Annotated in this window: 21 protein-coding genes, 1 tRNA gene and 2 pseudogenes; 17 read left to right on the plus strand and 7 right to left on the minus strand. The window is 70.0% G+C overall.

Features of this window, described 5'->3' with window-relative positions; genetic code table 11:
* The first annotated feature begins 8 nt into the window (after positions 1–8).
* The 5 genes from OOK07_RS15535 to OOK07_RS15555 all read left to right on the plus strand — a co-directional run bounded on the left by OOK07_RS15535 (position 9) and on the right by OOK07_RS15555 (position 6,362).
* Positions 9–2,039, plus strand: coding sequence for an ATP-binding protein (locus OOK07_RS15535; RefSeq protein WP_266796999.1), 2,031 nt, complete (start codon positions 9–11; stop codon positions 2,037–2,039).
* Positions 2,036–3,007: a hydroxymethylglutaryl-CoA lyase gene (locus tag OOK07_RS15540; protein ID WP_266680665.1), complete on the plus strand. Its 972-nt coding sequence runs from the start codon at positions 2,036–2,038 to the stop codon at positions 3,005–3,007. Before OOK07_RS15535 ends, OOK07_RS15540 begins: the two co-directional genes overlap by 4 nt.
* 5 nt (positions 3,008–3,012) lie before the next feature.
* Positions 3,013–4,173 (plus strand): acyl-CoA dehydrogenase family protein, encoded by a 1,161-nt coding sequence (locus tag OOK07_RS15545; protein WP_266680666.1) that lies wholly within the window; start codon positions 3,013–3,015, stop codon positions 4,171–4,173.
* Positions 4,174–4,315: 142 nt separating this feature from the next.
* On the plus strand, positions 4,316–5,359 hold the full coding sequence (locus OOK07_RS15550; RefSeq protein WP_266797001.1) for an ABC transporter substrate-binding protein: 1,044 nt from the start codon (positions 4,316–4,318) through the stop codon (positions 5,357–5,359).
* Between the two features lie 142 nt (positions 5,360–5,501).
* A complete protein-coding gene (locus tag OOK07_RS15555) occupies positions 5,502–6,362 on the plus strand; it encodes a siderophore-interacting protein (protein ID WP_266797002.1) in 861 nt (286 codons plus the stop codon).
* 292 nt (positions 6,363–6,654) lie between these two features.
* Here the strand turns inward: OOK07_RS15555 and OOK07_RS15560 are convergent, their stop codons facing one another.
* The gene (locus tag OOK07_RS15560) at positions 6,655–8,253 is read right to left on the minus strand and encodes a beta-N-acetylhexosaminidase (RefSeq protein ID WP_323178086.1); all 1,599 of its coding nucleotides are present in this window, start codon (positions 8,251–8,253) and stop codon (positions 6,655–6,657) included.
* A gap of 92 nt (positions 8,254–8,345) precedes the next feature.
* On the opposite strand from OOK07_RS15560, the gene OOK07_RS15565 reads away from it, so the two are divergent.
* The gene (locus OOK07_RS15565; protein ID WP_266680672.1) at positions 8,346–9,230 is read left to right on the plus strand and encodes a DUF4429 domain-containing protein; all 885 of its coding nucleotides are present in this window, start codon (positions 8,346–8,348) and stop codon (positions 9,228–9,230) included.
* An 81-nt stretch (positions 9,231–9,311) separates the two neighbouring features.
* Here OOK07_RS15565 and OOK07_RS15570 read toward each other — a convergent pair.
* Positions 9,312–9,513: pseudogene (locus OOK07_RS15570) on the minus strand (phosphoesterase); the annotation flags it as partial.
* Between the two features lie 147 nt (positions 9,514–9,660).
* Between OOK07_RS15570 and OOK07_RS15575 the strand changes: the two are divergent.
* Both OOK07_RS15575 and glmS read left to right on the plus strand, forming a co-directional pair.
* Positions 9,661–9,918, plus strand: coding sequence for a hypothetical protein (locus OOK07_RS15575; RefSeq protein WP_266680674.1), 258 nt, complete (start codon positions 9,661–9,663; stop codon positions 9,916–9,918).
* Between the two features lie 13 nt (positions 9,919–9,931).
* Positions 9,932–11,749 (plus strand): glutamine--fructose-6-phosphate transaminase (isomerizing), encoded by a 1,818-nt coding sequence (gene glmS, locus OOK07_RS15580; protein WP_266680676.1) that lies wholly within the window; start codon positions 9,932–9,934, stop codon positions 11,747–11,749.
* A 108-nt stretch (positions 11,750–11,857) separates the two neighbouring features.
* Here the strand turns inward: glmS and OOK07_RS15585 are convergent, their stop codons facing one another.
* Both OOK07_RS15585 and OOK07_RS15590 read right to left on the minus strand, forming a co-directional pair.
* Positions 11,858–12,424 (minus strand): GPR1/FUN34/YaaH family transporter, encoded by a 567-nt coding sequence (locus OOK07_RS15585; RefSeq protein ID WP_266680678.1) that lies wholly within the window; start codon positions 12,422–12,424, stop codon positions 11,858–11,860.
* Positions 12,425–12,575: 151 nt separating this feature from the next.
* A complete protein-coding gene (locus OOK07_RS15590) occupies positions 12,576–13,103 on the minus strand; it encodes a universal stress protein (protein ID WP_266680680.1) in 528 nt (175 codons plus the stop codon).
* A gap of 308 nt (positions 13,104–13,411) precedes the next feature.
* Between OOK07_RS15590 and OOK07_RS15595 the strand changes: the two genes are divergently transcribed.
* The 4 genes from OOK07_RS15595 (at position 13,412) to OOK07_RS15610 (ending at position 16,301) form a co-directional block, all read left to right on the plus strand.
* Complete coding sequence (locus OOK07_RS15595; RefSeq protein ID WP_266680682.1) at positions 13,412–13,744, plus strand: hypothetical protein; 333 nt, start codon at positions 13,412–13,414, stop codon at positions 13,742–13,744.
* A gap of 378 nt (positions 13,745–14,122) precedes the next feature.
* Positions 14,123–15,355: a helix-turn-helix domain-containing protein gene (locus OOK07_RS15600; RefSeq protein ID WP_266797006.1), complete on the plus strand. Its 1,233-nt coding sequence runs from the start codon at positions 14,123–14,125 to the stop codon at positions 15,353–15,355.
* A gap of 166 nt (positions 15,356–15,521) precedes the next feature.
* Positions 15,522–16,124 carry an oligoribonuclease gene (gene orn, locus OOK07_RS15605; RefSeq protein WP_266797008.1) on the plus strand — a complete coding sequence of 201 codons (603 nt, stop codon included), beginning with the start codon at positions 15,522–15,524 and terminating at the stop codon, positions 16,122–16,124.
* 104 nt (positions 16,125–16,228) lie between these two features.
* A tRNA-His gene (locus tag OOK07_RS15610) sits at positions 16,229–16,301 on the plus strand.
* Here OOK07_RS15610 and OOK07_RS15615 read toward each other — a convergent pair.
* Entirely contained in the window at positions 16,293–16,529 is a 237-nt protein-coding gene (locus tag OOK07_RS15615; RefSeq protein ID WP_266797010.1) for a hypothetical protein, read from the minus strand. The two genes, OOK07_RS15610 and OOK07_RS15615, sit on opposite strands and share 9 nt — an antisense overlap.
* Before the next feature lie 120 nt (positions 16,530–16,649).
* Between OOK07_RS15615 and OOK07_RS15620 the strand changes: the two are divergent.
* A pseudogene (locus OOK07_RS15620) lies at positions 16,650–16,967 on the plus strand (GNAT family N-acetyltransferase); the annotation flags it as partial.
* A gap of 283 nt (positions 16,968–17,250) precedes the next feature.
* Here OOK07_RS15620 and OOK07_RS15630 read toward each other — a convergent pair.
* Positions 17,251–18,294 carry a LacI family DNA-binding transcriptional regulator gene (locus OOK07_RS15630; RefSeq protein ID WP_266797012.1) on the minus strand — a complete coding sequence of 348 codons (1,044 nt, stop codon included), beginning with the start codon at positions 18,292–18,294 and terminating at the stop codon, positions 17,251–17,253.
* Between the two features lie 394 nt (positions 18,295–18,688).
* Between OOK07_RS15630 and OOK07_RS15635 the strand changes: the two genes are divergently transcribed.
* The 4 genes from OOK07_RS15635 (at position 18,689) to OOK07_RS15650 (ending at position 23,559) form a co-directional block, all read left to right on the plus strand.
* Positions 18,689–20,011 (plus strand): ABC transporter substrate-binding protein, encoded by a 1,323-nt coding sequence (locus OOK07_RS15635; protein WP_266797013.1) that lies wholly within the window; start codon positions 18,689–18,691, stop codon positions 20,009–20,011.
* Positions 20,008–21,033: a carbohydrate ABC transporter permease gene (locus tag OOK07_RS15640; RefSeq protein ID WP_266797015.1), complete on the plus strand. Its 1,026-nt coding sequence runs from the start codon at positions 20,008–20,010 to the stop codon at positions 21,031–21,033. The genes OOK07_RS15635 and OOK07_RS15640 overlap by 4 nt, the downstream gene beginning before the upstream one ends.
* Positions 21,030–21,935 (plus strand): carbohydrate ABC transporter permease, encoded by a 906-nt coding sequence (locus OOK07_RS15645; RefSeq protein WP_266797017.1) that lies wholly within the window; start codon positions 21,030–21,032, stop codon positions 21,933–21,935. The genes OOK07_RS15640 and OOK07_RS15645 overlap by 4 nt, the downstream gene beginning before the upstream one ends.
* A 184-nt stretch (positions 21,936–22,119) precedes the next feature.
* Complete coding sequence (locus OOK07_RS15650) at positions 22,120–23,559, plus strand: GH1 family beta-glucosidase (protein ID WP_266797019.1); 1,440 nt, start codon at positions 22,120–22,122, stop codon at positions 23,557–23,559.
* Between the two features lie 155 nt (positions 23,560–23,714).
* Here the strand turns inward: OOK07_RS15650 and OOK07_RS15655 are convergent, their stop codons facing one another.
* Positions 23,715–25,181, minus strand: a complete 1,467-nt coding sequence (locus tag OOK07_RS15655; RefSeq protein WP_266797021.1) for a glycoside hydrolase family 18 protein — start codon at positions 25,179–25,181, stop codon at positions 23,715–23,717.
* Positions 25,182–25,358 lie beyond the last annotated feature (177 nt).

Below are 25,358 nucleotides of genomic sequence, written 5' to 3' on the forward strand. Positions count from 1 at the left end.
GGGGACCCATGTTCGACACAGTGCTCGTGGCCAACCGGGGTGAGATCGCCGTCCGCGTGATCCGTACGCTCCGCACGCTGGGCGTGCGCTCGGTGGCCGTCTTCTCCGACGCCGACGCCGACGCCCGGCATGTCCGGGAGGCCGACACGGCGGTACGGATCGGTCCGGCGCCGGCCGCCGAGAGCTATCTGTCGGTGGAGCGGCTGCTGGAGGCCGCCGCCCGCACCGGCGCACAGGCCGTACACCCCGGATACGGCTTCCTCGCGGAGAACGCGGCCTTCGCGCGCGCGTGCACCGACGCCGGGCTGGTGTTCATCGGCCCGACGGCGGAGTCCATCGCGTTGATGGGCGACAAGATCCGGGCCAAGGAGACGGTGAAGGCGGCCGGGGTGCCGGTGGTCCCCGGGTCGAGCGGCAGCGGCCTGGCCGACACCCGACTCGCCGACGCCGCCCTGGAGATCGGCATGCCCGTGCTGCTGAAGCCGTCGGCCGGCGGGGGCGGCAAGGGCATGCGGCTGGTGCGGGACGCCGCCGTGCTGGGCGACGAGATCGCCGCCGCCCGTCGCGAGGCCCGCGCCTCCTTCGGCGACGACACGCTTCTGGTGGAGCGGTGGGTGGACCGGCCGCGGCACATCGAGATCCAGGTGCTGGCCGACGGACACGGGAACGTGGTGCATCTGGGCGAGCGCGAGTGCTCACTGCAGCGGCGGCACCAGAAGCTCATCGAGGAGGCGCCGTCCGTCCTGCTGGACGAGGCCACCCGCGCGGCCATGGGCGAGGCCGCCGTCCAGGCGGCCCGCTCCTGCGCCTACCGGGGCGCGGGCACGGTGGAGTTCATCGTCCCCGGTGGCGCCCCCTCGTCGTACTACTTCATGGAGATGAACACCCGGCTCCAGGTGGAGCATCCGGTGACCGAGCTGATCACGGGCCTGGACCTGGTGGAGTGGCAGCTGCGGGTGGCGGCGGGCGAGCGACTGCCGTACGGGCAGGGCGACATCCGGTTCACCGGGCACGCGATCGAGGCCCGGGTCTGTGCCGAGACCGTCTCCGTCAAGGAGGGGGCCCGCGGGTTCCTGCCGTCCGGCGGCACGGTGCTACGGCTGCACGAACCCCAGGGCGACGGCATCCGCACCGACTCCGGGCTCAGCGAGGGCACCGAGGTCGGCTCGCTGTACGACCCGATGCTGTCCAAGGTGATCGCCTACGGGCCCGACCGGGAGACCGCGCTCAGGAGACTGCGCAAGGCCCTCGCCGAGACGGTCACGCTGGGGGTGCAGACCAATGCCGGGTTCCTGCGCCGTCTGCTGGCCCATCCGGCGGTCGTGGCGGGCGAGTTGGACACGGGCCTTGTGGAGCGGGAGATGGACGGGCTCGTACCGGACCAGGTACCGGCGGAGGTCTACGGGGCGGCCGCACTGCTGCGCCGGACGGCGCTCGCCCAGGCCGACGGCAGCGGCTGGGCCGACCCGTTCGGCGCCGCGGACGGCTGGCGTCTGGGCGGAGAGCGGGCCTGGACCGCGCACCACCTCGCGGTGCCGGGCCACGAGCCGGTCACCGTGCGCGTGCGCGGCACACAGGACGGCGGCATCGAGCTGCTGCCTAGCGGGGCGGACGAACCCCTCCGGGGGGCCGGGGGTGTGCCCCCGCGTCCCGGGTCAGATCGCCGGTTCACCTTCCAGCTCGACGGCGTCTCCCACACCTTCGCCGTTACACCGGACGGCACCTGGCTGGGCCGCGACGGCGACGCCTGGCAGGTGCGCGACCACGACCCGGTCGCCGCGTCCCTCACCGGCGCGGGGCGTGCGGGCGCCGACTCGCTCACCGCGCCCATGCCCGGGACGGTCACGGTCGTGAAGGTCGCCGTCGGGGACGAGGTGAGCGCCGGTCAGAGCCTGCTGGTCGTCGAGGCGATGAAGATGGAGCACGTCATCTCCGCCCCGCACGCCGGCACGGTCGCCGAACTGGACGTCACGCCGGGCACCACGGTCGCCATGGATCAGGTGCTGGCCGTCATCACCCCGGCCCAGGAGGAGAAATGACCGTCGACGCGCTCCCCATGGTCGTCCCGGCTCCGGACCTGCCCCGGCGGGTCAGGATCCACGAGGTCGGCGCCCGTGACGGCCTGCAGAACGAGAAGTCGACGGTGCCCACCGAGGTGAAGGCGGAGTTCGTCCGCCGCATGGCCGACGCGGGGCTGACGACGATCGAGGCGACGAGCTTCGTACACCCGAAGTGGGTGCCTCAACTGGCCGACGCCGAGCAGCTGTTCCCGCTGGTGCGGGATCTCAAGGGGGTGCACCTGCCCGTCCTCGTCCCCAACCGGCGCGGCCTCGACCGCGCCCTCGCGCTCGGCGCGGACCGGGTCGCCGTCTTCGCCAGCGCCACCGAGTCCTTCGCGAAGGCCAACCTCAACCGGACGATGGACGAGTCGCTGGCCGTGTTCGAGCCCGTCGTCAAGCACGCCAAGGACGAGGGCGCCCATGTCCGCGGCTATGTCTCCATGTGCTTCGGCGACCCCTGGGAGGGCGCCGTCGCGCTGCACCAGGTCGCGGGCGTCTGCAAGGCGCTGATGGACATGGGCTGCGACGAGCTGAGCCTGGGCGACACCATCGGCGTCGCGACGCCGGGGCACGTACGCGAACTGCTCTCCCTGCTGGGCGAGGAGGGCGTGCCGGCCGACGTCATCGGCGTCCACTTCCACGACACCTACGGCCAGGCCCTCGCCAACACTCTGGCCGCCCTCCAGCACGGCGTCACCACGGTCGACGCCTCCGCCGGCGGCCTCGGCGGCTGCCCGTACGCCAAGTCCGCCACCGGCAATCTCGCCACCGAAGACCTCGTGTGGATGCTTCAGGGTCTCGGCATCGACACCGGGGTCGACCTCGGCCGTCTCGTCGCCACCAGCGCGTGGATGGCCGGCCGACTGGGCCGACCCAGCCCGTCCCGCACCGTCCGAGCCCTGTCCCACAAGGACACCGAGGCCGCCGAGGCCACTGAGGAGCAGTGACCGTCATGGACTTCCGTCTCTCCCCCGAGCTCGAAGAACTCCGCCGCACCGTCGAGGCGTTCGCGCACGACGTCGTGGCGCCCAAGATCGGCGAGTTCTACGAGCACCACGAGTTCCCGTACGAGATCGTCCGCGAGATGGGCCGCATGGGCCTGTTCGGGCTGCCGTTCCCCGAGGAGTACGGCGGCATGGGCGGTGACTACCTGGCCCTGGGCGTGGCCCTGGAGGAACTGGCCCGTGTGGACTCGTCGGTGGCCATCACCCTCGAAGCCGGCGTCTCCCTCGGCGCCATGCCCCTGCATCTGTTCGGCACGGACGCCCAGAAGCAGGAGTGGCTGCCGCGCCTGTGCTCGGGCGAGATCCTCGGTGCCTTCGGCCTGACGGAGCCCGACGGCGGCTCGGACGCGGGCGCCACGCGCACGACGGCCCGGCTCGACGAGTCGACGAACGAGTGGGTGATCAACGGCACCAAGTGCTTCATCACCAACTCCGGCACGGACATCACGGGCCTGGTCACGGTCACGGCGGTCACCGGCCGCAAGCCGGACGGCAAGCCGCTGATCTCGTCGATCATCGTCCCGTCCGGCACGGCGGGCTTCACGGTGGCCGCGCCGTACTCCAAGGTCGGCTGGAACGCCTCGGACACCCGCGAGCTGTCCTTCTCCGACGTCCGCGTCCCAGCCGCCAACCTGCTGGGCGAACTGGGCCGCGGATACGCCCAGTTCCTGCGCATCCTCGACGAGGGCCGGGTCGCCATCGCGGCTCTGGCGACCGGACTCGCCCAGGGCTGTGTGGACGAGTCGGTGAAGTACGCGAAGGAACGCCACGCCTTCGGCCGGCCCATCGGCGCCAACCAGGCCATCCAGTTCAAGATCGCCGACATGGAGATGAAGGCCCACACGGCCCGCCTGGCCTGGCGCGACGCGGCCGCCCGTCTGGTGACCGGCGCCCCGTTCAAGAAGGAGGCCGCCCTCGCCAAGCTCCACTCCTCCACGGTCGCCGTGGACAACGCCCGCGACGCCACCCAGATCCACGGCGGCTACGGCTTCATGAACGAGTATCCGGTGGCCCGCATGTGGCGCGACTCCAAGATCCTGGAGATCGGCGAGGGCACGAGCGAGGTGCAACGGATGCTGATCGCGCGGGAGTTGGGGCTGATGGGCTGACGCGACCGCAAAGACGCGGCGCGCGGGGCTGCCGCAGGTCCGGGCTCGGGACGCCCACCCCTTGGACATCTATTTAGGTTAGGCTAACCTAAATTCGACTTGTCCGGCGGGCGTTCCGCCCCGTTCGAAAGCAGCCATATCCATGCCCCGTGCCCGCGCCTCCCACTTCACCCGCCGCGGCCTCCTCGCCGCCGGCGGCGCCCTCGGTCTCGGGGCCGCGCTCGCGGCCTGCGGGGACGACGACGCGGAAAGCGGAGGCCCTGGCGAGACGGCCGCCGCCAGGTCCGGCTCGTGGTCCTTCAAGGACGACCGCGGCACGACCGTGAAGCTCGGCAAGGTGCCCGCGAACATCGTCGCGTTCACCGGTGTCGGCGCCGCGCTCCACGACTACGGCATCAGCGTCCGGGGCGTCTTCGGCCCCACGAAGACCACGGACGGCAAGGCCGACGTCCAGGCCGGCGACATGGACATCAGCAAGGTCACGATCCTCGGCAACGCCTGGGACCAGTTCAACGTCGAGAAGTACGCGGCCCTCGCGCCCGACGTGCTCATCACCACGATGTTCGACGACGCCGGCACCCTCTGGTACGTCCCCGAGGCCTCCAAGGACAAGATCGCCCAGCTGGCTCCCAGCGTCGGCATCTCCGTCTACGACCGTCAGCTGACCGAGCCGCTGCAGCGCATGTGGGCGCTGGCCGAGTCGCTCGGCGCGGACATGACGGCGGCGAAGGTCACGGACGCCAAGAAGGGGTTCGAGGAGGCCGCCGCCCGGCTGCGCAAGGCGGCGAGGGCCAAGCCCGGCATCAGGGTGATGGCCGGTTCCGCGAGCGACGCGCTCTTCTACGTCTCCGGAACGGACCTCTCCATCGACCTGGAGTACTTCAAGGCGCTCGGCGTGAACCTCGTCGAGCCCCCGACGAAGGCCAAGGCCACGGGCGGCGGCTGGTACGAGTCGCTGAGCTGGGAGAACGTCGACAAGTACGCGGCGGACATCATCATGATGGACGACCGGTCCTCGGCGATCCAGCCGGCCGACGTCACCCAGGCCACCTGGAAGAAGCTGCCCGCGGTCAAGGCCGGGCAGGTCATCCCCCGCTCCCCCGAGCCGATCCTGTCCTACGACAAGTGCACCCCCCTTCTCACCAGCCTCGCGCAGGCACTTGAGAAGGCGAGGAAGGTCGGCTGACAGTGCGGATGGCGCGTGGGTGTCCGCGGTCCGTCGTGGCCGGTCGCGCGCGCGGCGGAGCCGGACATCGATGGAGCCGGACATTGATGCAGCCCCGCACCCCTGAGGTATGCACCCCCTGACGTCGTCTCAGGAGTACTCCATGACTACGGCCACAGCCGCCCCGTTCCGTTTCTTCTCCCTTCAGGTCGTGCGGACGAGGCGGCTCGGGCCGTCTCTGGTGCGCGTCACCTTCGGCGGGGACGATCTGCACGCGTTCCACTCCGACGGGTGCGACCAGTCCCTGTCCCTCTTCCTGCCGCACCCCGGGCAGAGTGAGCCCGCGGTGCCCCGCGAACTCGGCGACGGCTGGTGGCAGTGCTGGCGTGAACTCCCGGACGGAGTACGGGCGGTGATGCGCTCGTACACCCTTCGCGCCCTGCGCCGCGAACCCGATGACGCCGACGATGCCGATGAACCCGACGAGATCGACATCGACTTCGTGCTGCACACCCCGGCCGGCCCCGCCTCCACGTGGGCCGCCCGGGCCGCCGCCGGCGACCGTGTCGTCCTGCTCGGCCCGGCGATCGCGGACAACCGGGCGATACGCTTCCGGCCGCCCGAGGACACCGATCTGACGCTGATCTGGGGTGACGAGACCGCCCTGCCCGCCGTCTCGGCGATCCTGGAGTCGCTGCCGGCCGGTGCCCGCGCCCGGGTGTGGCTGGAGGTGCCCGACGCCGGGGACATCCAGGACCTGCCGACCGAGGCGGACGCGGAGATCACCTGGCTGGTCCGGGACGCGAGCGGCGCCGAGGGGTCCCCCATGGCCCTCGGCGCCCTCCGCGACGCCCAACTGCCGCCCGCCGCGCACCCGTACGTCTGGATCGCCGGCGAGTCCGGATGCGTGAAGACGCTGCGGCGGCACTTCGTCGCGGAGCGGGGGATCGATCGACGGCGGGTGACGTTCGTCGGTTACTGGCGGCGGGGCATGTCCGAGGAACAACTGCGCGCCGCCGAGTAGCCACCCTCACGTCGCAGCCCACCGGAGGACACCCTCCATGCGCTCGCACCTGCCGGACGCGCTGCCGCCGCCGGCGGTCCCGAGGAGCAGATGGCCGGCCCGGCCGACCCGTCGGGCGCCCTCCAACTGGTCTGAACCCTCAAGAATCCCGTCGCGGGGTTGCGCCCACGGCGGACGGGCACCCCGCAGTACGGTCCTGCGGGGTGCCCGTTCAGCGGATCCGGCCCCCAGGGGGTACGGATTCCGACCCGAAGGGGGGTGCGGATTCCGACCCCCAGAACAGAAGATCACCTCACCCGGCGGGCCACGGCACCTGGGGCGACCTGTAGTAGCCGATCCCCAGTGCGTCCCATCGCGGCCCCTGCGCCGCGAGCCGCACCTTGTAGGTGTCCCAGTCGTGCGTGGATGCCGGCGACCAGCCGAGTTCGGCGACTCCGGGCAGCCTCGGGAAGGCCATGTAGTCGAGGTCGGCGTTCGTCACGATCGTCTCGGTCCACAGCGGTGCCTCGACGCCCCTGACCGCCGAACTCGGTGCCCCGGCAAGGTAGTTGCCCGGGTCCCAGTCGTAGGCGCGCCGCACCTCCACCAGTCCGGCCCAGTCCTGGCCGAGCGGGGTGTCCTCGGTGTACTTCATGTCGAGGTAGATCCGGTCGGCGGGCGAAAGGATCAGTCCGGTCCCGTTCTGCGCGGCCTTCGCGACCTGTGCCTTCTCCGCCGCGTCGGTGTCGTCCAACCCCCAGTACTGGGCGACGGCGCCCCTGACCGGGTGTGCGCCGGTCAGCTGATGCCAGCCGATCACCGTCTTGCCGTACTTGGCGACGACGGGCTGCACCCGGTCCATGAACGTGACGTAGTCCTCGTGGCTGGTGGAGTGCGCCTCGTCTCCGCCGATGTGGAGATAGCGGCCCGGCGTGATCGCGGCCAGCTCGCGGATGACGTCGTCCACGAAGTCGTACGTGATGTCCTTGCCGACGCACAGCGAGCTGAAGCCGACGTCGGTGCCGGTGTAGAGCGGGGGCGCCACGCCGTCGCAGTTCAGTGCTGCGTACGAGGCGAGGGCGGCGTTGGTGTGGCCGGGCATGTCGATCTCGGGGACGACCTCCAGATGGCGCGAGGCCGCGTACCGGACGATCTCCTTGTAGTCGGCCTTGGTGTAGTGACCGCCCTGACCGCCGCCGACCTGGGTCGAGCCGCCGTGGGCCGCGAGGCGCGGCCAGGAGTCGATCGCGATGCGCCAACCCTGGTCGTCACTCAGGTGCAGATGCAGCTTGTTGACCTTGTAGAGGGCCAACTCGTCGATGTAGCGCTTGACTTGGTCCACGGTGAAGAAGTGGCGGGAGACGTCGAGCATCGCGCCGCGGTAGGCGTAACGCGGGCTGTCCTTGATCGTGCCGCCCGCGACCAGCCAGGGTCCGCGCCGCACGGAGTCCCTCTCGACGGCCGCAGGGAGCAGCTGGCGCAGGGTCTGGACGCCGTGGAAGAGGCCTGCGGGCTCGGCGGCGGTGATGGTGACGCCCTTGCCGCCGCTGTCGAGGCGGTAGCCCTCGGCACCGAACGCGCCTTTCTCCAGGCGGAGTCGGATGCCGCCCCCGCCGTGCCCGGTAATGGGCAGGCGGTATCCGGTGGAGGGCCGCAGGATGCCCGCGAGGTACTCACCGACCAGCCGCGCCTCGCGCGAGTCGTCCACACGGATGTGCGTGTCCCGGGTGATGCGGTACGGAGATCCGCCCGGAGTGACCGACGCGGGAGCCGGAACCACCCGGCCGAGCGGGGTCGCCTTCGCCTCCGATGCCGGTGCCGCACCCGCGGTGAAGGCGCCGGCCGCCGCGACGAGCAGCAGGGACCCGAGGACGCGGGCCATACGGGGAGTCGTTCTGTGGTGCCGTCTCACATGCGCTCCCTTCGACAGTGATCAGCTGTGATCACCACTGACCAGGATTGGTAGAGACCACTCTCCCGTAGATCCGGTGAAACAATCCCCGCATGGCGGAAATCATCCAGAAGGACGGCACGTGGGCCTTCGACGGCGATGCCGTGCGACTGACACCCGGCCGGGACAGAAACGTCAGCCTGCTCCGCCGGACCCTGGGTGAACTCGTCGTCCCGCTGGGGGCGTTGGCGGGGATCTCGTTCGAGCAGGGCAGGAAGTCGGGACGGCTCAGGCTGCGGCTGCGCGACGGTGCCGACCCGCTGCTGCACGCCTCCGGCGGACGGCTCACCGAGCCCAACGACCCCTATCAGCTGCTCGTCGAGTCCGACCGTTACGGCGTCGCCGAGTACTTCGTGGACGAGGTGCGAGGCGCCCTGCTGCTGGACGGGGTCCCGTCGGACCCGGTGACCGAGTACCTGCTGCCCGGCCCGTCCGTCCCGCTCTCCGTCGCGGCCGGGGACGGTGCCGCGAGCTTCGACGGCGAGCACATCCGCCTGGAGTGGAACTGGAAGACGGAGGACGCCAAGGCGGCTGCCGGGGCCCGTACCCTGGCCGTCACGGACGTCGTCGCCGTGGAGTGGCAGCCGGCGGCCGGCCTGGAGAACGGGCACCTGCGCTTCACCCTGCGCCACGTGCCCACCAAGGCGCCGCCCAAGCACGACCCCAACTCCGTGGAACTGTGGGGCTTCAAGAAGGATCCGCTGATGGCCCTGATCGCCGCGGCCGTACAGGCACGGCTGCCGCATCCCTCGACGGCCGCCAGGGCCGACGTGCCGCCCCCGGCGTCCCCCGAGCGGCTCGTGCCCGCCGGCGGGCACGAGGACGACCACGACGCGCTGCTGCGGCGGCTGCGCGAGCTCGGCGAGCTGCACCGCACGGGCGTGCTGACGGACGAGGAGTTCGCCCTGGCCAAACAGGCGGTCCTCAAGCGGATTTGACATGCTCCTCGGGCTGAAGCCCGAGGATTCTGGCCGTCCCTGCCGGTTGCTGTGCCGCTACGCGGCACGGCTTCCGGCGGGGATTCCTTGGCGCTCGTCGAGGTGCCCCTCGCAGGAGTCCGGCGCGGAGAACGCGTACAGCCTCCGGCCCGCGGCGCGCGCCGTCACGCAGACGACGCCCTCGGTCTCGGGGTACGCGGTCTCGCCGATGGGGCAGCTTCTTGGTGACCTTGTCGCCCTTGACGACGTCGGTGCGCTCGTCCTGGCGGCTGTGGCCGTTGATGGACTCGGCCTGGGCGAGGAACTGGTCCCGGGTGCGCGAGTCGAAACCGGTGTCGGTGGACTTGCCCTGGCCGGCCGGGCACCGCTACTTGCCCGATATCGGGCAGGATTCTTGCGAAACATCTTTCGGTACCCCAGGATCTACCGGGTGCACGACGAACTTGTTGATCACCTGACCCGTTCCACGCCCCTGAGCCGGGGCGAGGCGCTGCGGGTGATCCAGGACGTGCTCGCCTACTTCGACGAGACGACCGAGGACTACGTCCGTCGCCGCCACCGCGAGCTGCAGGCCCAGGGCCTGGTGAACGCGACGATCTTCGAACGGATCGAGGCGGACCTGCAATACCGGGCGGTCGCGCCGCCGGAGCTTACGCTCAGGCAGCTGCGCCGCATCGTCTACGGCTGAGGGATTCATCTGCATGTGCGGAATCGTCGGATACATCGGGAAGCGTGACGTGGCCCCGCTGCTGCTGGAGGGGCTGCAGCGGCTGGAGTACCGCGGCTACGACTCGGCGGGCATCGTCGTCACCTCCCCCAAGGCGTCGGGCCTGAAGATGGTCAAGGCCAAGGGGCGCGTGCGAGAGCTGGAGGCCAGGGTCCCGGCCCGCTTCAAGGGCACGACCGGCATCGCCCACACCCGCTGGGCCACCCACGGCGCCCCCTCCGACGTGAACGCCCACCCGCACCTGGACGCCGAGGGCAAGGTCGCCGTCGTCCACAACGGCATCATCGACAACGCCACCGACCTGCGCCGCAAACTGGAGGCGGACGGCGTCGAGTTCCTCTCCGAGACGGACACCGAGGTGCTCGTCCACCTCATCGCCCGCGCCCAGGCCGAGACCCTGGAGGAGAAGGTCCGCGAGACCCTGCGGGTCATCGAGGGCACGTACGGCATCGCCGTCATGCACGCCGACTTCCCCGACCGCATCGTGGTGGCCCGAAACGGCTCCCCGGTGGTCCTCGGCGTCGGCGAGAAGGAGATGTTCGTCGCCTCGGACATCGCCGCCCTGGTCGCCCACACGCGGCAGATAGTGACCCTGGACGACGGCGAGATGGCCACCCTCAAGGCCGACGACTTCCGGACGTACACCACCGAGGGCACCCGTACGACGTCCGAGCCGACCACCGTGGAGTGGGAGGCGGCCTCCTACGACATGGGCGGCCACGACACCTATATGCACAAGGAGATCCACGAGCAGGCCGACGCCGTGGACCGCGTGCTGCGCGGCCGCATCGACGACCGCTTCTCCACCGTGCACCTCGGCGGCCTGAACCTGGATGCCCGCGAGGCGCGCCAGATCCGCCGGGTGAAGATCCTCGGCTGCGGCACCTCGTACCACGCGGGCATGATCGGCGCGCAGATGATCGAGGAGCTGGCCCGTATCCCCGCGGACGCCGAACCGGCCTCCGAGTTCCGGTACCGCAACGCGGTCGTGGACCCCGACACCCTCTATGTCGCCGTCTCCCAGTCCGGCGAGACCTACGACGTCCTCGCGGCCGTCCAGGAGCTGAAGCGCAAGGGCGCGAGGGTGTTCGGCGTCGTCAACGTGGTGGGCTCGGCGATCGCACGGGAGGCGGACGCCGGTATCTACGTGCACGCGGGGCCCGAGGTCTGCGTGGTCTCCACCAAGTGCTTCACGAACACCACGGTGGCCTTCGCCCTTCTCGCGCTCCACCTGGGCCGCACCCGCGACCTCTCGGTCCGCGACGGCAAGCGGATCATCGAGGGCCTGCGGAAGCTGCCGGCGCAGATCACCGAGGTCCTCCAGCAGGAGGAGGAGATCAAGAAGCTGGCCGCGCAGTACGCCGACGCCCGCTCGATGCTCTTCATCGGCCGGGTCCGCGGCTACCCGGTGGCCCGCGAGGCCTCCCTGAAGCTGAAGGAGGTCTCGTACATCCACGCCGAGGCCTACCCCGCCTCCGAGCTCAAGCACGGCCCCCTGGCCCTGATCGAGCCCGCTCTCCCCACGGTCGCGATCGTCCCCGACGACGACCTCCTGGAGAAGAACCGCGCGGCCATGGAGGAGATCAAGGCCCGCAGCGGCCGCATCCTCGCGGTGGCGCACCAGGAGCAGGAGAAGGCCGACGCGACGATCGTGGTCCCGAAGAACGAGGACGAGCTGGACCCGATCCTGATGGGCATCCCGCTCCAACTCCTCGCCTACCACACGGCCTTGGCCCTCGGGCGGGACATCGACAAGCCGAGGAACCTCGCGAAGTCGGTGACGGTCGAGTAAGACGCACGGGCAGAGGCCACCCGACAGAACGGACCCCCACGTGTCGCCACCGAACACGGGGGGTCCGCTCCATTCACCGGGGGCCGCCCAAACCCCCGGCCGGCGCAGCTAGCCGGTGGCCGTCACCCCCCGGCCGGCAGCACGTCGAGGAAGGACGGTCGGCCAGTGCGCGAGAGCCGCGGTCGCCGCGTACCAGGCCACCGCCCCCGCCGCGACGGCGAACCAGCCGCCGGCCTTCGCCAGGGGGTCGCTGGTCGCGAACTGCGCGATGGCAAGGAGCACGAGCGAGACGAAGAACAACCCGTAGGTGCCCTGGGTGAGTTGGTCCCCGCCCGCGAGGGTCAGGGTGAGCGTCACGAGGGCGAACAGCAGCAGGAAGAGTCCCGCCGCATTGGCGGACATGGCGCTGCCGGCCGCGAGTGCCCAGGTGAACCACAGGGCGCCGAGGGCCGCGTAGGCCGTACCTGTCGGCACGTCACGGTCGCGGAAGGCGAACAGGCCGGCGACGAACAGCGCAACGCCGCCTACGTAGTGGGCCAGTGATACGGCGTCAGCGGCCGACACTCCATTGATCACGTCAGTGTGTCCGAGTCCGAACGCCAACAGGGTGATACCCAGGGCGAGTCGGCCGACCACGGTAGTGGTTCCGCTTCCCGCGGAGACGTCGTTGTCCACGGCGGGGCTCCCTTCGTACATGTGCAGTTGTGCGGTGAACGATGTATGCCCTTCACAAAGGCACAAACACCTCTACGCGTGAGTAGGTTTGCTCACTGCACAAAGAGGGCCGCCCGTTCCCGGATCGCATCTCACCTGGGAGAACGAGACGTTACGGAATCACAACGACGGGTCGCTTCGCCCGCTTGGCGAGCCGCCCGGCGACGGAGCCGAAGATTCGTCCGACGATGCCGTGCGTGGAGCCGACGACGATCGCGTCCGCCTCGTACTCCTTGCCCACCTCTTCGAGTTCGTGGCAGATGTCGCCGCCGCGCTCGACCAGGATCCAGGGCACCTCGGCCAGATAGTCCGCACAGGCGAGTTCGAGCCCGAGCACCTCGGTGCGGTGGTCCGGTACGTCGACGAAGACCGGTGGCTCGCAGCCGGCCCACACCGTGGTGGGCAGCCGGTTGGCGACGTGGACGATGATCAGGCCCGAACCGGAGCGGTGGGCCATGCCGATCGCGTAGGCGAGGGCACGCTCACTGGAGGTGGAGCCGTCGAAGCCGACGACGACACCGTGCTTGAAGGCTGGATCGCAGGAGTGGCGTGTGTCTTCTGCCGCCTGGGGCTCGGCCGCCGTGGGATCGGCGACGGGCCGCTTGCGGTCCGCGGGTTCGAAGAATTCGTGACCGGCCATGGCTGTCTCGGGGATTTGATCCTTTTGGGAGGGACGACAGTGTGCGGCGGAGCTGTGTCCGGGAATCATCTTCCCAACCCCATACCCCCAAGGGTACGGCGGCACGCCTCCTTCGCCCAGATCCCGCCCACGGGGCGTGGGGGTTCCAGGGAGCATGCACGAGGGGGTGCCCGTAACGCAATGGTTGCTGCGCTGTACAGGCGGTTCGCACAGGATTCACTTACCCGGCGGCCGCCAGGACGGGAGCGTACAGTGACCGACCGGTCGAACAGGCGTTGAACACCGTGACCCAGCCCCAGGGAGCACGCATGCCCGGACCGCACCCCACCCCCGAGACTCCCCGCGCGACCGCCCCGCCCCAGGACACCGCGACCGACGTCGTCCGCTGGGCGGCCTTCAGCTGCGTCCTCGTCCCCGTGGTCCTCCTCTGGTACGGCACCTCTCTCGCCGGCGCTACGGGCACGGCACTCGGTCTCGCCGCCGTCACCGCCGCCTGCCGCCTTCTGCTGCGCCAGTCCGAACGGTGCGCGGCGCGTCCGCGGGCCGGGGAACCCGTGTCCCGCCGCGGCCGCCATCACAGAAGCGGTACGGGGGCTCACAGAGGCGGGCGCCACACTGGGGGAAGTACACCGGTCGGTTGACCGGTTTCCGCGCACGCGTCCGACGGTTTTCAGCCAACTTCCGGACACCGCGCCGTCGATGCCCCGACCACCCCCCAACCCCCGTTCCACCTGCACGGACAGGGGTGCGTGGGGACCGCGTACCCTACGTGGATTGGCCACTGCGACAAGGCGCACTTCCCTGCACGGCCCGTGAGTGCAACGCTTCGTGATCGAATGCTTCACGCCAAGTTGCCATGTCGACAATGTGCCGGTTGCCGAACCGGGTCACCCCGGCACCACGCGACACAGTAGATTCGATCTTGACGTCTTACGGCGGGGGACTCGTGCAGGACCGAGGGGAAACGTGCAGGAGCGACACAACCGAGGAGCCGCGACCACCGAGGGGGGCTTAGCAGTATGAGCCACGACTCCACCGCCGCGCCGGAAGCCGCGGCCCGGAAGCTTTCCGGGCGACGCCGCAAGGAGATCGTCGCGGTGCTGCTTTTCAGCGGCGGCCCCATCTTCGAGAGTTCCATACCACTGTCGGTGTTCGGGATCGACCGCCAGGACGCCGGCGTACCGCGCTACCGACTGCTGGTGTGCGGGGGTGAGGACGGCCCGCTGCGGACCACAGGGGGCCTGGAACTCACGACGCCACATGGCCTGGAGGCGATCTCACGCGCAGGCACGGTCGTCGTACCGGCCTGGCGCTCGATCACCTCTCCGCCACCCGAGGACGCACTCGACGCACTGCGCCGGGCGCACGAGGAGGGTGCCCGCATAGTCGGGCTGTGCACCGGCGCCTTCGTGCTGGCGGCGGCGGGCCTGCTGGACGGCCGTCCCGCGACCACACACTGGATGTACGCGCCGACGCTGGCCAAGCGCTATCCGTCGGTGCACGTCGATCCGAGAGAACTGTTCGTCGACGACGGCGATGTGCTGACGTCCGCCGGGACGGCGGCCGGAATCGATCTCTGTCTCCACATCGTGCGGACGGACCACGGCAACGAGGCGGCGGGCGCGCTGGCCCGGCGTCTGGTCGTCCCGCCGCGCCGGTCGGGCGGTCAGGAGCGCTACCTCGATCGATCTTTACCTGAGGAGATCGGCGCCGACCCGCTCGCCGAGGTCGTCGCATGGGCGCTGGAGCATCTGCACGAGCAGTTCGACGTGGAGACGCTCGCCGCTCGTGCGTACATGAGCCGGCGCACCTTCGACCGCCGTTTCCGGTCGCTCACCGGAAGCGCTCCCCTGCAGTGGCTGATCACTCAGCGCGTGCTGCAGGCACAGCGCCTCCTGGAGACGTCGGACTACTCGGTGGACGAGGTCGCGGGCCGCTGCGGCTTCCGCTCGCCGGTGGCCCTGCGCGGACACTTCCGCCGTCAGCTGGGTTCGTCCCCGGCCGCCTACCGCGCCGCGTACCGCGCTCGCCGTCCACAGGGCGACAGGCCGGTCGACGTGGAGAGCGCGGCCGGCCCGCCGGGGCCCGTGCCCCTGCTGCATCCGGAGGGACCGGTACCGCTGCAGAGCCGACGGGCGGCGGCGAGCGCGTTGGGAGCGGCGGCGCTGTCCGCGTCCGCCCCCCTGGAGAACGGCCGTGAGGCATACGTCACGAGCCGGGCCGGCGTGCCGGGGCAACGCAGCGGTACGTGAGCACAACCTCAGACGCCGGTCGGGCACGCTGTCCAGTCAGCCCGTCCGGCGTCTGAGGAGCAGGCCCCTTCAGGACCGGACAGTGATCTGCGGGCCAGAGCCCCGGGCGAGCCCCGCTGCAACACCGGGCACCCCAATAACCGGACGCCAGCCTTAGGGTGGTCGCATGAACGATCGCATGGTGTGGATCGACTGCGAGATGACCGGCCTCTCGCTGTCCGACGACGCGCTCATCGAGGTGGCCGCCCTCGTCACCGACTCCGAGCTGAACATCCTCGGAGAGGGAGTCGACATCGTCGTCCGTCCGCCGGACCGGGCACTGGAGACGATGCCGGAGGTGGTGCGTCAGATGCACACCGCGTCCGGGCTGCTGGAGGAACTCGCCGGCGGCACGACACTGACGGACGCCGAGGAGCAGGTCCTCTCCTACGTCCGCGAACACGTCAAGGAACCGGGCAAGGCCCCGCTGTGCGGCAACTCGGTCGGCACCGACCGCGGTTTCCTGCTCCGGGACATGCCGACACTGGAGGACTACCTCCACTACCGGATCGTCGACGTGTCGAGCGTCAAGGAACTCGCCCGGCGCTGGTACCCGCGGGCCTACTTCAACAGCCCGGAGAAGAACGGCAACCACCGCGCCCTCGCCGACATCCGCGAGTCGATCGCGGAACTGCGCTACTACCGCGAGGCGATCTTCGTACCCCAGCCCGGCCCCGACTCCGACACCGCGAGAACGATCGCCGCGAAGCACGTCCTGCCTGCGCAGTAGCGGCCCGGAGGTGGCGCCGGAAAAGCCGTGCGCGAGCACCCCTTCGGACCCTGTACACTTTTTCTCGGCCGGTCGGAAAACCACGAAGTTAACCGCCGGTCGTGGTGGGTGTAGCTCAGATGGTAGAGCACCTGGTTGTGGTCCAGGATGTCGCGGGTTCGAGTCCCGTCACTCACCCTGAAAGATCAGCCGGTGGCCCCGCGGAAGCGGGGCCACCGGCTGATTCGCGTTCAACACCCAGCCCGTCCAGGCCTCACCCGCACCGACGGCAACCCGCTCAGCGGGCCCGCCGGGCATGGGCGGCCAGATCGAGGCGATCGCCACGGCCCTTCCCTCGTCCGGGGACGCCGCCGAGCTGCGGGCCGCGCTCGCGGTCATGGCCATGGTGGCGTCACGAGCGGCCACCAGCTCCTCGCCCTGCCGGTCCCGCACGACGCCCCGCCGAACGCATCGCCGTACTGCTGCGCCCGGCCCTCAAGTCCCGGGCTGCTCGGGCGACTTGGCGCTCGGCGTAGGCTGCCGGGGATGACCGGGCCGTTCCGTACCGCCCGTCTGGACGTCGTCCCGCTGCGTATCGAGCACGCCGCCGAGATGGCCGCCGTCCTGTCGGACCCGGCGCTGCACACGTTCATCGGCGGCGCCCCCGCCTCCCCCGAAGACCTCCGGGCCCGCTACCTCCGCCTGGTCGCGGGATCGCCCGACCCGTCCGTCACCTGGTGCAACTGGGTGCTCAGGCTGCGCGAGGACTCCCGCCTGGTGGGGACCCTCCAGGCCACGCTCGGACAGGCCGTCGCGGAGATCGCCTGGGTGGTCGGCACCCCGTGGCAGCGGCGGAGCCTGGCCCCCCGAAGCCGCCCGCGTCCCGCTTCACGAACCAGCGGCAGCCGTCCGGGAGGAGGACGCAGTACGACACACACCCCGAGTCCTGGTCGCGGAAGGCGCGGAACACCTCACCCACCGCGCGCAGATGGGGCTCGACGGCGGCGACCTCGTCAACGTCCGGCAGTGGATGCGGAGTCATGGGCCTCGGCGATCGTCTTCAGGAACAGGTGCGACGAGGGGGCGACGAGGCCGCGCTCAGGAACCGGTGGAGCGACGGAAACCGGTGGGGCGACGAGAACCGTGATCAGGACGACGTCCGCGTCACCAGCTCCGTCGCCAGTACCATCTGCCGGCGTTCCAGATCGCGGGAGACGGCCGGGCGGCGGTCGGCGATCTCGCCGAGCAGGAGGTCGATCATGCGGCGGCCCATCTCCTCGATGGGCTGGCGGACGCTGGTGAGCGGGGGGTCCATGTGGCGGGCGATGGCCGAGTCGTCGTAGCCGACGAGCGCCACGTCGTCGGGGATGCGGCGGCCCTTCTCGCGCAGCACCTGGCGGGCGCCGGCCGCCATCACGTCCGAGCCCGCGAAGACCGCGTCCAGGTCGGGGCGGCGGGCGAGCAGTTTCGTCATCGCCCGGCGGCCGCCCTCCTCGGTGAAGTCGCCCGGCTCGATGAGCTGTTCGTCGACCTCGTGGCCCGCGTCGCGCAGGGCGTCGCGGTAGCCGTCGACGCGCCGCTGGGCGCCGTAGACGTCGAGGCGGCCCGTGATGTGCGCGATACTGCGGCGGCCCCGGACGGCCAGGTGCTCGACCGCCGAGCGGCCGCCGCCGTAGTTGTCCGAGTCCACCGACGTCAGCGTCTCCGCGGCCGACCGCGGACCGCTGATCACCGCCGGGATCTCCAGCTGGGCCAGCAGATCCGGAAGCGGGTCGTCCGCGTGCACCGAGACCAGCAGGACGCCGTCCACGCGGTGGGCGGCCAGGTACTGGGCCAGCCGGCGGCGCTCCTTGTCGCCGCCCGCGAAGATCAGCAGAAGCTGCATCTCCGTGTCCGACAGCTCGGCGCCGACACCCTTCAGCATGTCCGAGAAGTACGGCTCCGCGAAGAAGCGGGTCTCCGGCTCGGGGACGACCAGGGCGATCGCGTCGGTGCGGTTGGCCGCGAGGGCGCGAGCGGCCGTGTTGGGGACGTAGCCGAGCTCGGCCACCGCCGCCTCGACCGCGGCCCGGGTCGCGTCGCTGACCCTGGGCGAGCCGTTGATCACCCGGGAGACCGTGCCGCGGCCCACGCCGGCGCGGGCGGCCACCTCTTCGAGCGTGGGCCGCCCCCCGCTTCGGCTCCGCGACATTGGCTCCGCCCTTCCGCCGTTGACCCGTGTTGGCCTGGAATCTAACAGTCTCGTGGGACCGGTGAGCGCCCCTGGGTGCTGCCTGCGCGGAACGGGGTGTTTCGGACCGAACGGCCTCGCCCTCGAACGCCCTGCGCGCCGAAAGACGACACCCGGCACCGGAACCGTCAAGTCCACTTAACGGCCCGATAACTGAACGCATCTCGGCCCGCGCACTCCCTTGACACCCCCGCCCGAACCGACGACCCTTCAACACATCACCTGTGGGAGCGCTCCCACAGTACCTGACACATACACATCCCGCACGTTCCCCGCCCGAGCCGCAGCGAGTAATAACGGGCCCAACAGTGCAGTTGGCCGGGGGGTCGGCACGTCAGGCAACAGGAGGACGCAAATGGGCACGAGTACCCGACGGTCCCGCAGGCTGATGGCCCTCGCGGCCGTCGCCGCGCTGGCGACGGGACTGCTGGCCGGCTGCTCCAAGGACTCGGACGACAGCTCGTCGAACGACAGCGGCGGCAACGCCAAGGGCAAGACCACGTTGACCATCGGCACCTTCGGTGTGTTCGGCTACAAGCAGGCCGGTCTCTACGACGAGTACATGAAGCTGCATCCGACCATCAGCATCAAGGAGAACGTCACCACCCGTACCGACGTGTACTGGCCGAAGGTCCTCACCCGGCTGCAGGCCGGCTCCGGCACCGACGACGTCCAGGCGATCGAGGTCGGCAACATCACCGAGGCCGTGCAGACGCAGGGCAACAAGTTCGTCGACCTCGGCAAGGAGGTCGACAAGTCCCAGTGGCTGGGCTGGAAGAACTCCCAGGCCACCACCAAGGACGGCAAGCTGATCGGGCTCGGCACCGACGTCGGTCCGATGGCGATCTGTTACCGCAAGGACCTCTTCAAGAAGGCCGGTCTGGAGACGGACCGCACCAAGCTCGCCGAGCAGTGGAAGGGCGACTGGGCGAAGTACGTCGACGTGGGCAAGGACTACATGAAGAAGGCGCCCAAGGGCACCAAGTTCGTGGACTCGGCCTCGTCCGTCTACAACGCGGCCCTCGGTGGTGCGAGCGAGCGCTACTACGACAAGGGCGGAAACGTCATCTGGGACAAGTCCGACGGCGTGAAGAAGTCCTGGAACGACGCGATGACCGTGGCGACCAGCGACATGTCGGCGAAGCTGAAGCAGTTCGACAAGCCGTGGGACCAGGGCTTCGCCAACGCCTCCTTCGCCACCGTGGCCTGCCCGGCGTGGATGATCGGCTACATCGAGCAGAAGTCCGGTGACTCAGGCAAGGGCAACTGGGACGTGGCGGCGGCCCCGACCGCGGCCAACTGGGGCGGCTCCTTCCTCGGCGTGCCCACGGCGGGCAAGCACCAGAAGGAGGCCATCGCACTGACGAAGTGGCTGACCGCGCCCGAGCAGCAGGCGAAGGTCTTCGCCAAGCAGGCCAGCTTCCCGTCGACCCCGTCGGCGTACGCGGGCCTGAAGCCGGCCGCTGACACCACGGCCTACTTCTCGAACGCGCCGATCACGCAGATCTTCGCGGACTCGGCGAAGACCATCCCGGTCCAGTACTTCGGCATCAAGGACCAGCCGATCAACACGGCGATCACCGACGTCGGCATCCTCCAGGTCGAGCAGAAGGGCAAGAGCCCGACGCAGGGCTGGGACGCGGCCAAGAACGAGGTCAAGGACGTGCTCGGCCAGTGACCAGCTCCAAGCAGGCTCTCGCGCATTCCGCGTCGAGCGCCGAGGCCGCGCCCGGCACCCCGCCGGGCGCGGCCCGGGGCGCTCACGGTCGCGGTACACCGCCGGGCCCCGATTCATGGCGCAGCCGGCTGTACCGCTGGGACATGAAGGCGTCCCCGTATGCGTTCATCGCTCCCTTCTTCGTCATCTTCGGAGCGTTCTCGCTGGTCCCGCTGCTGTACACGGCCTGGTACTCGCTGCACGACGTGCAGCTGTCCTCGCTGAACCAGCAGACCTGGGCGGGCCTGGACAACTACCAGAACCTGCTCGCCTCGGACTTCTTCTGGAACGCCCTCAAGAACACCTTCACCATCGGTGTGATCTCGACCGTCCCGCAGCTGATGGCGGCGATCGGCCTGGCGCACCTGCTCAACTACCGGCTGCGCGGCTCGACCGTGTGGCGGGTCGTGATGCTCACCCCGTACGCCACCTCGGTGGCGGCGGCGACGCTGGTCTTCACGCTGCTGTATTCGTGGGACGGCGGCATGGTCAACTGGTTCCTGCACTTCGTGGGGGTCGGTCCGGTCAACTGGCGTGAATCCGACTGGGGTTCGCAGTTCGCGGTGTCCTCGATCGTGATCTGGCGGTGGACCGGCTACAACGCGCTGATCTACCTGGCGGCGATGCAGGCGATCCCGGCCGACCTCTACGAGTCGGCGTCGATCGACGGCGCCAACCGCTGGCAGCAGTTCCTGCATGTGACGGTCCCGCAGTTGCGGCCCACGATCCTGTTCACGGTGGTCGTCTCCACGATCGGCGCGACCCAGCTCTTCGGTGAGCCCCTGCTGTTCGGCGGGGTCAGCGGTTCCAAGGGCGGCTCCGAGCACCAGTACCAGACGCTCGGCCTGTACATGTACGACCAGGGCTGGATCATCGGCAACCTCGGCAAGGCGTCCGCGATCGCCTGGTCGATGTTCCTGATCATGCTGATCGTCGCCGTGATCAATCTGCTGTTCACCCGACGCCTGAGGAAGTCCCAATGACCACCAGCGAACTGACGTTGCCTCAGGCACGGAAGAAGAAGGGCCGCGGGCCGACGGCGCGCCGCCGGGTGATGGGCGCGGGCAAGCAGCTGCACGCGGGCCCGGTGACGTACATCGTCCTGACGGTCTTCGCACTGCTCTCGCTGGCACCCCTGGTGTGGACGGCGATCGCGGCCTCGCGCACCGACCGGCGGCTGGCCGAGACGCCGCCGCCCCTGTGGTTCGGCGGCAACCTGTTCAAGAACCTGGAGAGTGCCTGGGACCAGGCCGGGCTCGGCACCGCGATGCTGAACAGCACGGTCGTCGCGGGCACCATCACCGTCAGTACGGTGCTCTTCTCCACCCTCGCCGGGTTCGCCTTCGCCAAGCTGCGGTTCAGGTTCTCCAGCCTTCTGCTGCTGCTGACGATCGGCACGATGATGATCCCGCCGCAGCTGGCCGTCGTACCGCTGTATCTGTGGATGAGTGACCTGGGCTGGTCGAACCAGTTGCAGACGGTCATCCTGCCGACGTTGGTGACGGCCTTCGGGACGTTCTTCATGCGGCAGTACCTGGTGCAGGCGCTGCCGACCGAGCTGATCGAGGCGGCCCGGGTGGACGGTGCGAGCAGTCTGCGAGTGGTGTGGCACGTGGTGTTCCCGGCGGCGCGGCCGGCGATGGCCGTGCTGGGCCTGCTGACCTTCGTGTTCGCCTGGAACGACTTCCTGTGGCCGATCATCGCCCTCACCCAGCAGAACCCGACCGTGCAGGTCGCCCTGAACTCGCTCGGCACCGGCTATGTCCCCGACCAGGCCGTGATCATGGCGGGCGCGCTGCTGGGCACACTGCCGCTGCTGATCGCGTTCATCCTGTTCGGCAAGCAGATCGTGGGCGGCATCATGCAGGGCGCGATCAAGGGCTGAGCCCGGCCAGGGCCATCCCCTTCCCCTCTTCTCCCCTTCTCCTTCCTTCTCTTCATCTCCCTTCATCTCCCTCCTTCTCCCTCCTTCTCTCCGTACGACGTTGGGGGCCGGGTCACCGCCGCTTCGGCCCCCTTCTCCCCCCTCCGACTCTTCGGTCTGCACGACCACTTATGGGAGCGCTTCCATGCTTGAAACCGCACAGCCGACGACTCCGGTGACCTTTCCCCCCGCCTTCCTCTGGGGGGCGGCGACCTCCGCGTACCAGATCGAAGGGGCGGTGCGGGAGGGCGGTCGTACGCCCTCGATCTGGGACACCTTCAGCCATACCCCTGGCAGGACGGCCGGCGGTGAGCACGGTGACATCGCTGTCGACCACTACCACCGGTACCGCGAAGACGTGGCGCTCATGGCCGAGTTGGGCCTGTCCGCGTACCGCTTCTCGATCTCCTGGCCGCGGGTGCAGCCGACGGGGCGGGGTCCGGCCGTGCAGGTGGGCCTGGACTTCTACCGGCGGCTCGTGGACGAGCTGCTCGCCCACGGCATCAAGCCCGCCGTCACCCTCTACCACTGGGATCTGCCGCAGGAGCTGGAGGACGCGGGCGGCTGGCCGGAGCGGGACACGGCGCTGCGGTTCGCCGAGTACGCGCAGATCGTCGGGGAGGCGCTGGGCGACCGCGTGGAGCAGTGGATCACTCTCAACGAGCCGTGGTGCAGCGCGTTTCTGGGCTACGGCTCAGGGGTGCACGCGCCGGGCCGTACGGAGCCGGAGGCCACGCTCAGGGCCGCACACCATCTCAACCTGGCCCACGGACTGGGCACTTCGGCCCTGCGGTCGGTGATGCCGGCCCGCAACTCGGTCGCCATCAGTCTCAACTCATCGGTGGTCAGGCCGCTTTCACCGGGGGCCCCGGCCGATCTGGCGGCGGTGCGGAAGATCGACGACCTGGCCAACGGTGTCTTCCACGGCCCGATCCTGCACGGGGCGTACCCGGAGTCGCTGTTCGCGGCGACCGAGCCGATCACCGACTGGTCGTACGTCCTCGACGGGGACCTGCGCGCGATCAACCAGCCGCTGGACGCGCTGGGCCTCAACTACTACACCCCGTCGCTGGTTTCGGCGGCGGACGCCCGGCTCACCGGCCCGCGCGCCGACGGCCACGGCGCCAGTACCCACTCCCCCTGGCCGGGCGCGGACGACGTCGCCTTCCACCAGGCTCCGGGCGAGCGCACCGAGATGGGCTGGTCGATCGACCCGACGGGCCTGCACGAGCTGATCATGCGGTACTCGCGGGAGGCGCCGGGCCTGCCCCTCTACATCACGGAGAACGGCGCGGCCTACGACGACAAGCCCGACTCCGACGGCCGCGTCCACGACCCCGAGCGCATCGCCTATCTGCAGGGCCACCTCTCGGCTGTGCGCCGGGCGATCACCGACGGCGCGGACGTCCGCGGCTACTACCTGTGGTCCCTGATGGACAACTTCGAGTGGGCGTACGGCTACCAGAAGCGATTCGGCGCGGTCTACGTCGACTACGCGACCCTTGCCCGTACGCCGAAGTCGAGCGCCCGCTGGTACGGGCGGGCGGCCCGGACGGGGACGCTGCCTGCGGTGGCGGGCGACTAGTGTGCTGCGCCGGGCAGGGCCCTTCGGTGGGCCCACTGGCGGGGGGAGGCGTCGCGCCCCGGCCGGGTGGGGGGTGGTCCGGCCGGGGCGCTGTTGCCCCCGTTCCGCGGTGGTCAGGCGTCCGTGGTCAGGCGGGCGTCGCGTGTGCGCCCGGGTCAGTTGAACGCCCCGAACGCCTTCGAGAAGGCGAACTTGTCCTGGACGATCGAGCTGCAGGTGGCGTCGGCGGTGGGCTTGGCGCCGCCGTCGCACTGCTTGTCGCGGGTCGCCGACCACATCGACAGCCAGCCGAGGCCCTTGGACTTGGCGAAGGTCACCAGTTGCGCGGCGTCGTCGGCCTTGAAGACCTCCGACGAGACGTCGTTGACGCCGATCATCGGGGTGACGGCGACCGCCTTCCAGGCAGCGCTGTCGGACAGCCCCAGCACACTCTTGACCTGGGCCTGCGTGGCGGTGGCGGCCTGCTCGGCGTATGTGCCCATGTCGCCGCTGTACGAGGCGCCGTAGTCCATCGCCATGATGTTGACCGCGGAGATCTTCACGCCGTTGGACTTGGCGTTGGACAGCAGGTTCACGCCGTCCTGGGTGAGGCCCTCCGGCATCACCGGGAGGGTGAAGGAGACGTCCAGTCCGGGGTGGGCCGCCTCAAGCTTGGCTATCGCCTTCGCGCGGTTGGTGTTCGCCGTGGTGTTCGGCAGTGCGCCGCCCTCCACGTCGAAGTCGACCTTGGTCAGCTTGTACGCGTCCACGACCTTGCCGTACGCCGCCGCCAGCGCGTCCGCCGAGGAGCACGTCGTCGCCAGCTCGGAACCGGACGCACCGCCGAAGGAGACCCGGACGTCGCCGCCCTTGGCGCGCAGCGCGCCGATCTGTGAGGCCACCCCGTCGCTGCCGAGGTCGCTGACCCCGCCCCACTTCGGCGTGCAGCCGCCGCCGTCGGTGACGAAGGCGAGGTTGTAGTTCTTCACCCCGGTCGCCTCGGCGCTCGCGAGCAGGTCGAAGGCCGGGTAGAGGGAGGTGTCGACGTAGGGCGCGAAGCCGGCGCTCGCCGTGGTGCCGGTGCCTGAACTCTGGGACGGGGTGGGGGTGGGCGTGGGGGTGGCCGACTTGATGGGGGTCGGGGTCGGCTTGGAGGTGGGTGTCGCGGTCGGGGTCGGGGACCCGGTGGGGCGGCCGCTCGGCTCGGGGGTCGCGCCGTCGTCCGCGGAGCAGTTGGCGCCGTCGATGAGACAGCTCTTCGGGTCGGCCGCTCCGTTGACGACGAAGCCGACGGTGACGGACTTGCCTGGCGCGAGGCCGTCGGTGTCCCACTTGGGCGGTGTCACCGTGACGTGCTGTCCGCTCACGCTGGACTCGGCGTTCCACAGCGAGCTGAGCCTGGCGCCGGAGGGCAGGTCGAACTCCAGCTTCCAGGCCTTCTCCGTCTGGCCGCTGTTGTTCGTGACGACGTACTGCGCGGTGTAACCGGTCGACCAGTCGCTGGTCTTGGTGTAGGCGGCGCCGATTCCGGCCGCCTGGGCGGTACTGGTGAGCAGGAGGACCCCACCGCCCACCACCGCCGCGGCGACCACCCCACCGATCACCTTGTTTCTGCCGCTCACCTTGCGCCGGTGCGTGCTCATCGCGTGCCTGCCTTCACTGTTCGGGGGTGGGTGCGGCAGCACGCTAGCGATCCGGAACCGGGCAAAGCGCCTGATCCGGACGGGGGTTGAGGATCTTAGGGTGCGCTTAAGGAAGGGATCGGGGCCGGTTAAAGGTAGAGACCAATTCGGCCTGCACGGTCACCGGATCCGAGGGTT

The organism is Streptomyces sp. NBC_00078, from assembly GCF_026343335.1.
GTDB lineage: Bacteria > Actinomycetota > Actinomycetes > Streptomycetales > Streptomycetaceae > Streptomyces.

What these genes read in the sequence shown, in the direction of transcription:
- OOK07_RS15535 (WP_266796999.1), top strand. Translation starts at nt 9, where the DNA reads ATGTTCGACACAGTGCTCGTGGCCAACCGGGGTGAGATCGCCGTCCGC.
- OOK07_RS15540 (WP_266680665.1), top strand. Translation starts at nt 2,036, where the DNA reads ATGACCGTCGACGCGCTCCCCATGGTCGTCCCGGCTCCGGACCTGCCC.
- OOK07_RS15545 (WP_266680666.1), top strand. Translation starts at nt 3,013, where the DNA reads ATGGACTTCCGTCTCTCCCCCGAGCTCGAAGAACTCCGCCGCACCGTC.
- OOK07_RS15550 (WP_266797001.1), top strand. Translation starts at nt 4,316, where the DNA reads ATGCCCCGTGCCCGCGCCTCCCACTTCACCCGCCGCGGCCTCCTCGCC.
- OOK07_RS15555 (WP_266797002.1), top strand. Translation starts at nt 5,502, where the DNA reads ATGACTACGGCCACAGCCGCCCCGTTCCGTTTCTTCTCCCTTCAGGTC.
- OOK07_RS15565 (WP_266680672.1), top strand. Translation starts at nt 8,346, where the DNA reads ATGGCGGAAATCATCCAGAAGGACGGCACGTGGGCCTTCGACGGCGAT.
- glmS (WP_266680676.1), top strand. Translation starts at nt 9,932, where the DNA reads ATGTGCGGAATCGTCGGATACATCGGGAAGCGTGACGTGGCCCCGCTG.
- OOK07_RS15590 (WP_266680680.1), bottom strand. Translation starts at nt 13,103, where the DNA reads ATGGCCGGTCACGAATTCTTCGAACCCGCGGACCGCAAGCGGCCCGTC.
- OOK07_RS15595 (WP_266680682.1), top strand. Translation starts at nt 13,412, where the DNA reads ATGCCCGGACCGCACCCCACCCCCGAGACTCCCCGCGCGACCGCCCCG.
- OOK07_RS15600 (WP_266797006.1), top strand. Translation starts at nt 14,123, where the DNA reads ATGAGCCACGACTCCACCGCCGCGCCGGAAGCCGCGGCCCGGAAGCTT.
- orn (WP_266797008.1), top strand. Translation starts at nt 15,522, where the DNA reads ATGAACGATCGCATGGTGTGGATCGACTGCGAGATGACCGGCCTCTCG.
- OOK07_RS15630 (WP_266797012.1), bottom strand. Translation starts at nt 18,294, where the DNA reads ATGTCGCGGAGCCGAAGCGGGGGGCGGCCCACGCTCGAAGAGGTGGCC.
- OOK07_RS15635 (WP_266797013.1), top strand. Translation starts at nt 18,689, where the DNA reads ATGGGCACGAGTACCCGACGGTCCCGCAGGCTGATGGCCCTCGCGGCC.
- OOK07_RS15645 (WP_266797017.1), top strand. Translation starts at nt 21,030, where the DNA reads ATGACCACCAGCGAACTGACGTTGCCTCAGGCACGGAAGAAGAAGGGC.
- OOK07_RS15650 (WP_266797019.1), top strand. Translation starts at nt 22,120, where the DNA reads ATGCTTGAAACCGCACAGCCGACGACTCCGGTGACCTTTCCCCCCGCC.
- OOK07_RS15655 (WP_266797021.1), bottom strand. Translation starts at nt 25,181, where the DNA reads ATGAGCACGCACCGGCGCAAGGTGAGCGGCAGAAACAAGGTGATCGGT.